This window comes from Pseudomonas sp. OE 28.3 (assembly GCF_014268205.2).
GTDB lineage: Bacteria > Pseudomonadota > Gammaproteobacteria > Pseudomonadales > Pseudomonadaceae > Aquipseudomonas > Aquipseudomonas edaphica.
The window spans coordinates 2,651,838-2,663,961 of sequence record NZ_CP077082.1 but is presented as its reverse complement, the minus strand read 5'-3'; the positions used below and the strand labels follow the sequence as shown (position 1 = coordinate 2,663,961).

Sequence of the window (12,124 nt, the reverse complement as noted above, 5' to 3'; positions counted from 1 at the left end):
AATGTTGAAGTCTCCTTTCATGGACATACCCTACATTCCCAGCATTTCTCATATATTAGGAGCGCTATCGATTTACGACCTTGAAGACACCGTCGGCGAAGCACTATGGAAATATGATCCAAATGATGAAAAAGATAGAGAAACAATCATTATCGAGTTCATTTTAAAAGACCTCATGTATCTTTCTTACAGACATCGCTTCGTACTGATATCGACACTCAAGGAAGCTCTAGATTCGCCTGATTTTAACTTCGCCAAAGAATTTGAGAGTGATTATGACGAATACATAACGATGGCCTGGGACGAAACGGAAATAGTAAACCCCCGCGGTTTCTTCGCAGACATTCACCGACTAGCCAACGAGGTATGGAAAGACGACCTCCAAAAAGCCAGCCAGGAAGACCCATCAACATGGTAGGCACACCACCTTTCTCACTGGCCCACTCCCCCTGTGGCGAGCGAGCTTGCTCGCGCTGGACCGCGAAGCGGTCCCAATGAGGGCGGCGCATTTTTCCTGGTGTATCGGGGTAACGGTTTTGGGGCTGCTGCGCAGCCCAGCGCGAGCAAGCTCGCTCGCCACAAAAACCTCGTTCACCACAAAATAGCCTAGCTTGCCAGCCACAAAGCCAGTTCACCCAGAGTAACCAGGTGAGCCGCCTTATCACCGCTTCGACAGCTCCATAATCATCCGACTCAACAAATAAACCCGTGGCGCCACGCTCTCCACCTCGGCATATTCTTCCGGCGTATGAATATTCCCACCGACAATCCCAAACCCATCCAACGTCGGCGTCCCAACCCCAGCCGACAAGCTCGCATCCGCTGCCCCGCCGCTGCCTTCAATGGTCAGCTTGCGGCCCAGTTCGCCGTAGATTCCCTGGGCAATTGCGACCAATTTGTCCGACTCCGGCGTCTGTGGCATCGGCGGCAGGCCGCGCAGCAGGCTGGTTTTCACTTCGGTGTCCGGGATCAATTTGTTGGCTGACACCCGCGCCAGGTCTTTTTCGATCCGATCAAACTCTTCCGGCAGTGCCGCGCGCACGTCGGCTTTGGCGGTGGCTTGGTCGGGGATGACGTTGGTGCGGTCGCCGGCCTTGATCACGGTGAAGTTGATGGTGGTTTTCTTCTCTTCGTCGCCGAGTTTGCCCAGTTGCAGAATCTGGTGCGCGGCTTCCATGGCGGCGTTGCGGCCCAGTTCGGGGGCGACGCCGGCGTGGGCGGCTTTGCCTTTGACTTCGACCACTGCAGTGGCGCTGCCTTTGCGCCATACCACCAGGCCGTCGGCTGGGCGACCGGGTTCCAGGTTCAAGGTTACGTCGTGGGCCTTGGCGGTTTTGCGGATCAGTTCGGAGGCGGCTTCTGAGCCGGTTTCTTCGCTGGCATCGAGCAGGAAGGTGATTTGCGCGTAGTCCTTGAAGCCCTGGCTTTTCAGGACTTTGAGCGCGTAGATGCCGGCGACGATGCCGCCCTTGTCATCCATCACGCCGGGGCCGTAGGCGCGACCATCCTTGATATGAAAGGGTCGCTCGGCGGCCGAGCCTTCCTTGAACACGGTGTCCATATGCGCCATCAGCAGGATTTTGGCTTTACCGGTGCCCTTGAGGGTGGCGATCACATGGCTGTTGTTAGCCGCTTTGTCGGGCACCAGCTCAATGCTGAAACCGAGCTGCTTGAGCTCATCCACGGCAATGTCGCGCACTTGGGTCAGGCCCGGCTCGTAGCCAGAACCCGAATCGATGTTCACCAGGCGTTCGAGCAGTTTCAGGGCCTCGGCCTTGTACTGTTCGGCATCCGCCTGGATTTGCTTGTGGGGTTCGGCGCTGTAGGCCGGCACGGCGAAGGTCAGGGCCAGGGTGGCGGCCAGCAGGGTACGGGAGAAGGTGAAGAGCATGGACCGATCCTTGTTGTTGTGGGGGTGTGCTGCGCTACCCTACCCCACTAAACCGAGCGTAACCAACTGCCTTGCACCGAACTGACGCGGTTGCGCCCGCTGCTCTTGGCTTCATACAGCGCCTGGTCGGCGTCGTTGAGCCAACTGGTGGAGTCGGCGTGCGCCGGCTGGTACGGCGCCAGGCCAATGCTCAAGCTGGCGCGCAGGGTCGGGTCTTGCGCATAGGCCAGCGCGCTGAAGCGATCACGCAAAGCGTCCATCACTTCGGTGGCGCGATTGAGCGGCATGCCTGGCAAAATCACACAGAACTCGTCGCCGCCATAGCGCCCGGCCAGGTCGGACGCCCGCAGGTTCTGGCGCAACACCTTGCTGAGTTGGCGCAGCACGATGTCGCCGGTGACATGCCCGTAGGTGTCGTTGATGGTCTTGAAATGGTCGATGTCGATCAGCGCAATGGCCGCGCCCACCTGTTCACGGCGGCAACGTTGAAACTCGATTTCCAGATGGTCCTTCCAGGCGCCGTGATTGAGCAAGCCAGACAGGCTGTCGGTGCGGCTCAAGGCCAGCAACTCGCGCTTGTGGCGGGCCAGGGTCACGGCCTGGCGGTAGCAGATCCAGCCCAGCGCCAGGGGATACAGCATCAGGATCGGCAGGCACGCATACAGCTGCGCCTCGCTGGTCACCGCGACAAACGCCGGCGCGAACACCAGCAGGGCGGCGCCGATGCCCAGCCCCTGCGCCACCCAGCCGGCGAGCATAAAGCGCGGCCCGCCGATGGCGACGTTGTTCATGGTCATCATCGACAGCGTGGTCACGCTGGGCAACGGGTTGAAGTGCATGGCACCGACCCAGAAGCCGCCGCAAAACGAATCGAAGAGTAAATTACGCCGTTCACTGCGCAGTGAGTTGCTCGCCCGGCGCGACAACTGGTAGGCCACGTGCGGCCACACAAAGGCGTTGATCAGCATCCAGGCCCACACCCACAGCGACGGGTGCAAGGGGTACATGCCAAATACCACGCAGACAAAACCGAGCGTCAGCCCCAAGAGCCGCGATTTGAACAGGCGCGAAGCGAGCGGAAGTCCATTTCCTCCGGCGGCTGACATGGTGGGGTGTAATCCTGGATGAGTGCCTGGAGTCTAACAGGGCAACGTCAAAGCGCCACTACTGCTTACCAGCTAATACTTCAGTGCGAAAACCCGCGCGCCAGCATCAACGCAACACCCAATAGCAGCACCGCCGTGATCCGCTGCAACAGCACCCGGCGCTTGGGGTTTTCCAGCACGTGCTTGATGCGCTGGCCGAAATAGCAGTACAGGCAGCCGCTGGCAAACTGCAGGGTCAGAAACGTCAACCCGAGGATGGCGATATCCGCCGCCGAGCTGTGCTCGCCTGCGCCTGCAAACTGCGGGAACACGGCGCTGAACATGATGATGGTCTTGGGGTTGGAAAACCCGGTGAGCAACCCCTTGCCGAACAGGCTGCGCGAGCCTTCCACGGCGCCGCCCTGGTTGATCGACACGCCGCTGCTGGTCCACTGCTTGTAGGCCAGGTACAGAATATAGGCCACACCGACGAACTGGATGGTCTGGGTAATGGCGAGGTTGCCCTTGATCAGTTCCGAAAAGCCCACGGCAAAGATCAGGATGGAAATCAGGTAGGACACACTGGCGCCGATCTGCGCCGGGATCGAACTGCGCAAGCCGTCCTTCAAGCCCAGGCTTAGCAGCAACAGGGTCATGGGGCCGGGGCTGAAGGTCATGGTGGCGCAAAACAGCAGGAAGTAGAGAAACGAAGACAGCGTTAACGCACTTGTCATGGGCCAGAACCTTGGAATGGTAAAAACAACAACGGGGCGCGCTTGAAACGCACGCCCCTGCGCCTGTCAGGCAACGGCAATTTCAGTGGTCAGGGATTCACGGTACATCAGCGCCAGGTCGGCCAGGGCGGCCTTCGCGGTCTGGTTGCGGGTTTCGAACGCCACCAGGCCCTTCCAGTTGGTTTCAACGATGGCCTGCACCACGTCGGCGTAATCACAGTTGCCGTCATGAATGCCGAAGTGCTGATCCTGCACGCCATTGTTGTTGCTGAAAGAAATGCCCTTGATCAAGTGGTGATACTTGCGCACCACGTCGGCCGGCAGGCCGTTCTCGATGTTGGCGTGGCCCGCATCCAGGAAGAAGTACACGTTGCCATGGGCCTTCAAGCGCTCGAACACAAACGCGTATTCGGCCTCATGGGTAAAGATGTAGTGGAACGGCCGGTAGTTGACGTAGTTGGACAGGTTCTCCAGGTAGATATCCGTGCCCTTGGCCTCGGCGTAGCTCGCCAGTTCCTGTACCGACTTGAGGTAGTGTTCCAGCGCAACTTTCTTGGCCATCAGCACCATTTTTGGCTCAACGATGCAGCCGCCGTGGATGATCAACGGCGCGCCGAGGCGGCTGGCGATATCAATCTCTTTTTTTACGTAGTCCACCGCCGCTGCGCGGAACGCCTCGACGTCACTGCCCAGCGGCGCCTTGAAGTTGCCGTGGAAGATCGGCTTGACGCCGGTGGCGGCGATTTGCGCCTGCAGGCTCTCAATGCGTGCATCGGTCCAGTCGTCGACCATCTCGCCGAACAGGCTGCCGTCGATGTACCAATGGGTGCAATCACCCTCGATAGCGGTTTGCAGGCCTTTTTCGGCGCTGAGGTATTTCTGGTGCGCCACGCCGGTACAGAACGGCACGGTGGGGTTGATCAGTTTGCTTTCCATGGAGCGATTCCTTTCGTTGATGGAGGATTAGAGTTCAATGGCCATAAAGTCGGCCTTGGTCACGCCGCAGTCAGGGCATGTCCAGTCTTCCGGCACCTCTTCCCAAGGGGTACCGGCCGGGATTCCGTCCTCCGGAATACCCAATTCTTCTACGTACATAAAACCGCAGGGGGCGCACATATAAGTCTTCATGAGAATGCGAAATCCATTGCTCGCGTGTAAGAAACTTCGCCAGTTTCCGGCGAGATGGCGCGCAGTCTAGGGCAGCGTCATTGCACAAGGCAGGTAAAGTGGTGCCTAATCCGGCCTAACTTCACCGGTAAAAGCACCGGCAAAGACAAGGAAGGTTTATGTTTGTATCCGCCATCGCTTTTGTGGAAGGCACGCCCAAGGTGCAGCAGATCGTCGACGCCTTCAGCCAGGCCATCGAGGCCGGTGAATGGGCACCCGGCAGCAAGTTGCCGTCGGTGCGTGAGCTGACCCAGACCCTGGGCGTCAGCAAGTTCACCCTCAACGAAGCACTGGACCGCCTGCGCGGGCGCCACCTGCTGACCTCAAGCCAGGGCCGCGGCTATTTTGTGGCGATGGAAACCGCACGCCCGGCCGCCGCGACCTGGGTCGACCTGCTGCCCCAAGACCTGCTCAGCGTGCTGCGCCGCCCTCTGGTCACCGCCAGCGGCGAGCTGCGCCCCGGTGGCGGGCACTTGCCGGAGGACTGGTTGAACGGCGAGGCCATCCGCCAAACGATGCGCAGCGTGGTGCGTGCGCCGTCACTGCGCATCGCCGGCCTGGGCACGCCGGCCGGGCTGCTGCCCTTGCGCCAGGCCCTGCAACAGAAGCTGCACGGCGAAGGCTTGTCGGTACCGGTGGAACAGATCATCACCACGCCCAACACCGTGCAGGGCCTGGACATGCTCATGCGCCTGCTCGCACGCCCCGGCGACACGGTGCTGCTGGACGCGCCGTGCTACTTCAACTTCCACGCCAACCTGGCCCTGCACGGGGTCAAAGTGGTGACCATCGAGCGGCGCCCCGACGGTTTTGATTTTGCCGCGCTCGAACAACTACTGGCCGAGCACCGCCCCAGCCTGTACCTGACCACCAGCGTGCTGCATAACCCCACCGGCCATTCCTTCAGCCCCGGCCAGGCGTTTCGCCTGCTGCAACTGACCCAGCAGTACCATTGCCATATCGTCGAGGACGACCTCTACGGCGACCTGCACCCCAACCCGCCGCCGCGCCTGGCCGCCCTCGCCGGGCTGGATCAGGTCACCTACCTTTGCGGGTTCTCCAAGATCCTCAGCGCCAACACCCGCGTCAGCTACGTGGTGGCCGCGCCGCAATTGGCCGCCAACCTCACCAACATGAAGCTGATGAGCGGCGGCGTGACCTCGGAGCTGTTCGAGCAGATCGTCTACCGCATGCTCAGCGAAGGCAGCTACGCCAAGCACCGCAAGCGTATGGTCCAGCGTTTGATGGAGTCCGGCGGGCGCGTCGAACAATGGCTCAAGCGCTGTGGCTGCGAGCTGCCGATGGCGTATGAAGGCGGGATGTTTATCTGGGCGCGCCTGCCCAAGGGCGTAAACGGTGAACTGCTGGCCCAGGAGGCGTTGAAACGCAGCCTGGTGCTGGCGCCGGGCGCGCTGTTCGGCTACGACCCGGCGCACCTCAATTCGATGCGCTTCAATGTCGCCCACACTGATGAGCCGCGCGCCCAGCGGGTGTTCGAGGCGCTGTTGCTCAAGGCCGTGCGCCACTGATTTTTGCTTCGCCGTGTATCTGGTCAGCGCCAGATACACTGCAATACAAAGCGCACAAGGCAAAGGCTGCGGCGATGGCTAGACTGCGGCCAAGAGCATTTAACGAGGAAGGCAGCATGGATCATGTCGATCACATCCTGATCGTCGATGACGACCGGGAAATCCGCGAATTGGTGGGCAATTACCTGAAGAAAAACGGCATGCGCACCACCGTAGTCGCCGACGGCCGCCAGATGCGCAGCTTCCTCGACACCACCCCCGTGGACTTGATCGTGCTGGATATCATGATGCCCGGCGACGACGGCTTGCAGCTGTGCCGCGAACTGCGGGTGGGCAAGCACAAAGCCACGCCAGTGCTGATGCTCACGGCGCGCAACGATGAAACCGACCGCATCATCGGCCTGGAAATGGGCGCCGATGATTACCTGGTCAAGCCTTTCGCCGCGCGTGAATTACTCGCGCGCATCAACGCGGTATTGCGCCGCACACGCATGCTGCCACCGAACCTGATAGTGAGTGAAACCGGGCGGCTGATTCGCTTTGGTCGCTGGCGCCTGGATACCACCGCCCGCCACCTGCTCGACGAGGACGACACCCTGGTGGCCCTCAGCGGCGCCGAATACCGTCTGTTGCGGGTGTTTCTCGACCACCCGCAGCGCGTACTCAACCGCGACCAATTGCTGAACCTGACCCAGGGGCGTGACGCCGACTTGTTCGATCGCTCCATCGACCTGCTGGTGAGCCGCTTGCGCCAACGCTTGCTGGATGACGCCCGCGAACCGGCCTATATCAAGACCGTGCGCAGCGAGGGTTATGTGTTTTCACTGCCGGTGCAAATCCTCGGGGCCGAGCAATGAGGCCATGGCGGTTTGGCTGGCCGCGCACACTGGCGTCCCAACTGTCGCTGATTTTTCTGATCAGCCTGGTGTGTGCCCATGGGTTGTCATTCAGTGCGCAGTTCTACGAGCGCTATATCAGTGCGCGCACGGTGATGCTCGGCAACCTGGAAAACGACGTGTCCACCTCGGTGGCCATCCTCGACCGCCTGCCCGCCAACGAACGCGCCAGTTGGCTGGCGCGTCTCGACCGGCAGAATTACCGGTACTTGCTCAACGCCGGCGAGGCCGGTGAACCGATGACTAGCAACGATGTGCCAATGGCCGCCACCTCGATTGCGGACGCACTGGGCGAGCATTACGCTCTGACCTTTCGCGATATTCCGGGCATCCAGAAACACTTCCAGGTGCACCTGACCCTGGCCGATGGCAACCCGATCACCCTCGACGTACGCCCCGCCGCCCTGCCCGTAGCCTATTGGTTGCCGGTGGTGCTGGTGCTGCAACTGGCGCTGCTGCTCGGCTGCACCTGGGTCGCGGTGCGCCTGGCCGTGCGCCCGCTGACACGCCTGGCCCGTGCGGTCGAAACTCTCGACCCGAACGCTCACCCCACACCCCTGGACGAAACCGGCCCGAGTGAAGTCGCGCATGCCGCCGCGGCGTTCAATGCCATGCAACAGCGCATTGCCGAATACCTCAAGGAACGCATGCAGATCCTCGCGGCGATTTCCCATGACCTGCAAACGCCGATCACCCGTATGAAACTGCGCGCCGAGTTTATGGACGACAGCGCCGACCGCGAAAAACTGTGGAGCGACCTCAGCGAAATGGAACACCTGGTGCGTGAGGGCGTGGCGTATGCGCGCAGCGTTCACGGCGCCACCGAGGCCAGCCACCGCATTGACCTGGACGCCTTTCTCGACAGCCTGGTGTTTGACTATCAGGACATGCAAAAGCAGGTCAGCCTGCGCGGCAAAAGCGCGCTGATCCTCGACACCCGCCCCCACGCGCTGCGCCGCGTGTTGGTGAACCTGGTGGACAACGCCCTTAAATTCGCCGGCAACGCCGAGCTGGAAGTCGGCTCGACAGCCAATGGGCAGTTGTCGATCAAGGTGTTGGACCAAGGCCCCGGAATTGCCGAAGACGAATTGGCGCAGGTGCTGCAGCCGTTCTACCGGGTAGAAAGCTCACGCAATCGCGGCACCGGCGGCACCGGGCTGGGGTTGGCGATTGCCCAGCAACTGGCGGTGGCGATCGGCGGCACGCTGACCTTGAGCAATCGGGTTGAAGGCGGTTTGTGCGCCGAGATTCGTTTGAGTCTTTAGCGCACTGTTCTGTGGCGAGCAGGCTTGCCCTGCGTTGGGCTGCGCAGCGGCCCCTTCCAGTTGATTCACCGCGCCGTCTGAATTGGGGCGGCTTCGCCACCCAACGCAGGGCGAGCAGGCTTGCCACATTGAATGCACAGCTTTAATAAAATTTACGCATGATAATTCTGCTTTTTATAATTAGGTTAGAACCAACAGGCATTTTACAGACCCCGCCACGGCCCTTACTTTTGACCCGAGTGACCGACCCCACGCCCGGAGGAGGTGTTAATCGCGCAATCGACAAGGACAGACCATGAGCATCGAATTTATCGGTTACATCGGCGGCCATCACGCTTCCGAGATTCACCCGCGCAGCGGCCCTACCCTGCAGCCGGACTACGTCGAAACCGTGGCCCGCGCCCACGAAGCGGCCGGCTTCGACCGCGCGTTGGTGGCGTTTCATTCCAACAGCCCGGACAGCACGCTGATCGCCGCGCATGCCGCCAGCGTGACCCAAAAGCTGCAGTTCCTGATCGCCCATCGCCCAGGTTTTGCCCAGCCGACCCTGGCCGCTCGCCAGTTCGCGACCCTGGACGTGTTCAACGGCGGGCGCACGGCCGTGCATATCATCACCGGCGGCGATGACCGTGAACTGCGTGCCGATGGCAGCCATATCGGCAAGGACGAACGTTACGCACGCACCGACGAATACCTCAGCGTGGTGCGCCAGGAATGGACCCACGAGCAGCCTTTCGATTTTAAAGGCACCTACTACCAGGTCGAAGGCGCGCACTCGACGGTGAAGTCGCCGCAGCAACCGCATATCCCGCTGTACTTCGGCGGCTCTTCCGCGGCCGCGATTGCGGTGGCCGGCAAACATGCCGACGTGTATGCGCTGTGGGGTGAAACCTACGAGCAGGTGCGCGAAGTGGTGACCCAGGTGCGCGCAGAAGCGGCCAAGCACGGGCGCACGATTCGCTTCAGCTTGTCGTTGCGCCCGATCCTCGCGCAAACCGAGGAGCTGGCCTGGGCACGTGCCGAGACAATCCTGCAACAGGCGACCGCACTGGCTGACAAGCAGGGCTTTGTGCGCCGCGAACCACCCAACGAAGGCTCGCGCCGCTTGCTGGCAGCGGCAGCGCAAGGTTCGCGCCTGGATAAGCGCCTATGGACCGGGATCGCCGAGTTGCTGGGCGCGCAGGGCAACTCCACTTCATTGGTCGGCACCGCCGAACAAGTCGCGCAGGCATTGCTGGACTACTACGACCTGGGCATCACCACCTTCCTGATACGCGGGTTCGACCCGCTCAACGACGCAATCGACTACGGCAAGCAGCTGATCCCACTGACCCGCCAGCTGGTCGCCGAGCGCGAACAAGCCAAACAGGTCGCCTAATCACACCACAAAACCCATGTGAGAGCTGATCAACTGTGGGAGCTGGCTTGCCTGCGATGGCGGTGTCTCAGTCAACATCAATCTTGACTGTTACACCGCCATCGCAGGCAAGCCAGCTCCCACAGGAGTTTGGCGTCAAGCATGGGTTCAGTTTTTGTAGTCGGTATCCGTACGCTCCAACTGCCGAACCAACGCATTCCAATGCCGCACCACACCCGGCCCTGCGCCATTGCTGAACACCTTGGCCTGCTCCTCCACCTTGGCCACCACCTCTGCTGGCGGGAAGATAAGCTCGGCATTGCCGCCCGCCTGCGCCGCGATCTGGATATTGCACGCGCGCTCCAGCCCTTGCAGTTGCTGGAAGGCGTGTTCCACGCTGATACCGGCAGTCAACAGCCCATGGTTACGCAAAATCATCACACTCTTATCGCCCAGGTCAGCCACCAAGCGCTCGCGCTCATCCAGGTCCAACGCCACGCCTTCATAACCGTGGTACGCCACGCGCCCGGAGAACGCGATGGCGTGCTGGGAGATCGGCAGCAGGCCATCCTTCTGTGCCGACACCGCAATGCCGTCACGCGTATGGGTGTGCAGCACCGCTTGCAGGTCATGGCGCGCGCCGTGGATGGCGCTGTGGATCACGTAACCTGCGTAGTTGATACCCAGGCCGGTCGGGTCGTCGACAATCGTGCCGTCGAGGTCGACCTTGACCAGGTTGGAGGCGTTGATTTCATCGAACAACAGCCCGTAGGCGTTGATCAGGAAATGCTCATCCGGCCCCGGCACACGGGCGGAGAAGTGCGTGTAGATGTGATCGGTCCACTTATACAGCGCCGCCAGCCGATAGGCCGCCGCCAGTTTGACGCGCACCTCCCACTCTTCTGGCGTGACGCGCTGGCGGACATTGCTGGAAACGCTGGAAATCGAGGTGACACTGCTCATGGCAAAACTTCCTGGATGGCCTTAAGGACTTCCAGTCAGCCTAGGGGATGGCCAAAAATAATAAAAATCACATTTTAATCTAAGCTAATTATTATTTTTTTTTATAAAAAAACCAGCTACCACATAGATAGTTCCCACGCTGCGCGTGGGAATTCAGCCCTGGACGCTCCGCGTCCCAAAGCGTGACGCAGAGCGTCACAGGAGGCATTCCCACGCAGAGCGTGGGAACGATCAGTCTGCACTCACGCAGCATTGCGGATCTTGTGTAAAGAGGCCGCCACCAGCGTCCCAAACGCATCCACCGGCCCTTGCAGGTTGCCCAGGAAGTGCGGGTAGATCAGCCACAAATCCATCACCGGCTTGAAGTCCTTGAGCGGCACCACCGCCAGTTGCTCAAGGTGCGCACTGCGCTCCAGCAGCGGGCGCGGTACCAGCCCCAGGCCCAGGCCGTCCGCCACCAAGCCCAGTTGCAACTCAGTGCCAAAGGTTTCCAGGTTCACTCGCAGCGCCAAACCCTGGTCGGACAAGGTGCGCTGCAACCCGGCACGAAAACCACAGCCATCCGGGTTGAGAATCCAGCCGCCCTGGTACACATCAGCCAACTTGCAGGGTTTTTTCGGCAACTGTGCCTTGGCACACACCACCACCAACTCCATCTTGCCGATGGACTCGCCGACAATGTTGTCCGGGAAGATCTTGCCCGCCGGGAACAACGCCACCGCCGCATCCAGCTCGCCGCGCTCGATCTTGCCGACCAGTTGGCTGCCCCAACCCGTGGCGACCTGGGCGCGCAAGTCGGGGTATTCACTGCGCAAATGCTTGAGCGCATCCAGCAGCGCCACATCGCCAATGGTCTGCGGCACGCCCAGGCGCAACACGCCGGTGGGCGGCGCATCGGTGGCCACCAACTCACGCAGGGCATCCATCTCGCGCAGGATCAACCGGCATTGTTCATACACCCGCGTGCCGATCAGCGTAGGTTTGAGCGGCTTGGTGTTGCGGTCGAACAGCTCCACGCCCAGCGCCTGCTCGAAGTTCTGCACGCGGCGGGTGATGGCCGGTTGAGTCAACTGCAGCGACTCGGCGGCGTGGCTGATGGACTGGCAACGAATCACTTCGACAAAGGCATCGATATCGTCAATTTTCATTTGGGCCGCACATAGAGAACAGTCATTAAGATGTGTGGCAAGCATAGTTGCCACACGGCGGTCTGGATAGCCTGCGCTGTGATCGATAA

The 12,124-nt window shown here is 60.9% G+C and carries 12 protein-coding genes; 5 read left to right on the top strand and 7 right to left on the bottom strand.

Annotated elements, in window-relative coordinates; translation table 11 throughout:
* The first annotated feature begins 19 nt into the window (after positions 1–19).
* Complete coding sequence (locus HU759_RS12215; RefSeq protein WP_346274596.1) at positions 20–418, top strand: hypothetical protein; 399 nt, start codon at positions 20–22, stop codon at positions 416–418.
* A gap of 243 nt (positions 419–661) precedes the next feature.
* Here HU759_RS12215 and HU759_RS12210 read toward each other — a convergent pair whose 3' ends face one another.
* From HU759_RS12210 to HU759_RS12190, 5 genes are all read right to left on the bottom strand, one after another.
* Entirely contained in the window at positions 662–1,891 is a 1,230-nt protein-coding gene (locus HU759_RS12210; RefSeq protein WP_170038553.1) for a M20/M25/M40 family metallo-hydrolase, read from the bottom strand.
* A 47-nt stretch (positions 1,892–1,938) separates the two neighbouring features.
* Positions 1,939–2,997, bottom strand: a complete 1,059-nt coding sequence (locus HU759_RS12205; protein ID WP_099547776.1) for a diguanylate cyclase — start codon at positions 2,995–2,997, stop codon at positions 1,939–1,941.
* Positions 2,998–3,077: 80 nt separating this feature from the next.
* Complete coding sequence (locus HU759_RS12200) at positions 3,078–3,710, bottom strand: LysE family translocator (RefSeq protein ID WP_017137772.1); 633 nt, start codon at positions 3,708–3,710, stop codon at positions 3,078–3,080.
* A 66-nt stretch (positions 3,711–3,776) separates the two neighbouring features.
* On the bottom strand, positions 3,777–4,646 hold the full coding sequence (locus HU759_RS12195; protein ID WP_138452301.1) for a sugar phosphate isomerase/epimerase family protein: 870 nt from the start codon (positions 4,644–4,646) through the stop codon (positions 3,777–3,779).
* 27 nt (positions 4,647–4,673) lie between these two features.
* Entirely contained in the window at positions 4,674–4,838 is a 165-nt protein-coding gene (locus HU759_RS12190) for a rubredoxin (protein WP_016968943.1), read from the bottom strand.
* A gap of 158 nt (positions 4,839–4,996) precedes the next feature.
* Here HU759_RS12190 and HU759_RS12185 point away from each other — a divergent pair, with 158 nt between their 5' ends.
* The 4 genes from HU759_RS12185 (at position 4,997) to HU759_RS12170 (ending at position 9,945) form a co-directional block, all read left to right on the top strand.
* A complete protein-coding gene (locus tag HU759_RS12185; protein WP_186617437.1) occupies positions 4,997–6,406 on the top strand; it encodes a PLP-dependent aminotransferase family protein in 1,410 nt (469 codons plus the stop codon).
* Between the two features lie 116 nt (positions 6,407–6,522).
* A complete protein-coding gene (locus tag HU759_RS12180) occupies positions 6,523–7,263 on the top strand; it encodes a response regulator (RefSeq protein ID WP_017137769.1) in 741 nt (246 codons plus the stop codon).
* Positions 7,260–8,567, top strand: coding sequence for an ATP-binding protein (locus HU759_RS12175; protein WP_017137768.1), 1,308 nt, complete (start codon positions 7,260–7,262; stop codon positions 8,565–8,567). Before HU759_RS12180 ends, HU759_RS12175 begins: the two co-directional genes overlap by 4 nt.
* A 295-nt stretch (positions 8,568–8,862) precedes the next feature.
* Positions 8,863–9,945 carry an LLM class flavin-dependent oxidoreductase gene (locus HU759_RS12170; protein WP_017137767.1) on the top strand — a complete coding sequence of 361 codons (1,083 nt, stop codon included), beginning with the start codon at positions 8,863–8,865 and terminating at the stop codon, positions 9,943–9,945.
* A 147-nt stretch (positions 9,946–10,092) separates the two neighbouring features.
* Here the strand turns inward: HU759_RS12170 and HU759_RS12165 are convergent, their stop codons facing one another.
* Both HU759_RS12165 and HU759_RS12160 read right to left on the bottom strand, forming a co-directional pair.
* Positions 10,093–10,887 carry a class II aldolase/adducin family protein gene (locus tag HU759_RS12165; protein ID WP_186617436.1) on the bottom strand — a complete coding sequence of 265 codons (795 nt, stop codon included), beginning with the start codon at positions 10,885–10,887 and terminating at the stop codon, positions 10,093–10,095.
* Positions 10,888–11,129: 242 nt separating this feature from the next.
* Positions 11,130–12,035, bottom strand: coding sequence for a LysR family transcriptional regulator (locus HU759_RS12160; protein WP_186617435.1), 906 nt, complete (start codon positions 12,033–12,035; stop codon positions 11,130–11,132).
* Between the last annotated feature and the right edge of the window lie 89 nt (positions 12,036–12,124).

Coding starts and splice junctions, on each gene's coding strand:
- HU759_RS12165 (WP_186617436.1), bottom strand. CDS start 10,887: ATGAGCAGTGTCACCTCGATTTCCAGCGTTTCCAGCAATGTCCGCCAG.
- HU759_RS12180 (WP_017137769.1), top strand. CDS start 6,523: ATGGATCATGTCGATCACATCCTGATCGTCGATGACGACCGGGAAATC.
- HU759_RS12170 (WP_017137767.1), top strand. CDS start 8,863: ATGAGCATCGAATTTATCGGTTACATCGGCGGCCATCACGCTTCCGAG.
- HU759_RS12190 (WP_016968943.1), bottom strand. CDS start 4,838: ATGAAGACTTATATGTGCGCCCCCTGCGGTTTTATGTACGTAGAAGAA.
- HU759_RS12175 (WP_017137768.1), top strand. CDS start 7,260: ATGAGGCCATGGCGGTTTGGCTGGCCGCGCACACTGGCGTCCCAACTG.
- HU759_RS12210 (WP_170038553.1), bottom strand. CDS start 1,891: ATGCTCTTCACCTTCTCCCGTACCCTGCTGGCCGCCACCCTGGCCCTG.
- HU759_RS12205 (WP_099547776.1), bottom strand. CDS start 2,997: ATGTCAGCCGCCGGAGGAAATGGACTTCCGCTCGCTTCGCGCCTGTTC.
- HU759_RS12215 (WP_346274596.1), top strand. CDS start 20: ATGGACATACCCTACATTCCCAGCATTTCTCATATATTAGGAGCGCTA.
- HU759_RS12200 (WP_017137772.1), bottom strand. CDS start 3,710: ATGACAAGTGCGTTAACGCTGTCTTCGTTTCTCTACTTCCTGCTGTTT.
- HU759_RS12160 (WP_186617435.1), bottom strand. CDS start 12,035: ATGAAAATTGACGATATCGATGCCTTTGTCGAAGTGATTCGTTGCCAG.
- HU759_RS12185 (WP_186617437.1), top strand. CDS start 4,997: ATGTTTGTATCCGCCATCGCTTTTGTGGAAGGCACGCCCAAGGTGCAG.
- HU759_RS12195 (WP_138452301.1), bottom strand. CDS start 4,646: ATGGAAAGCAAACTGATCAACCCCACCGTGCCGTTCTGTACCGGCGTG.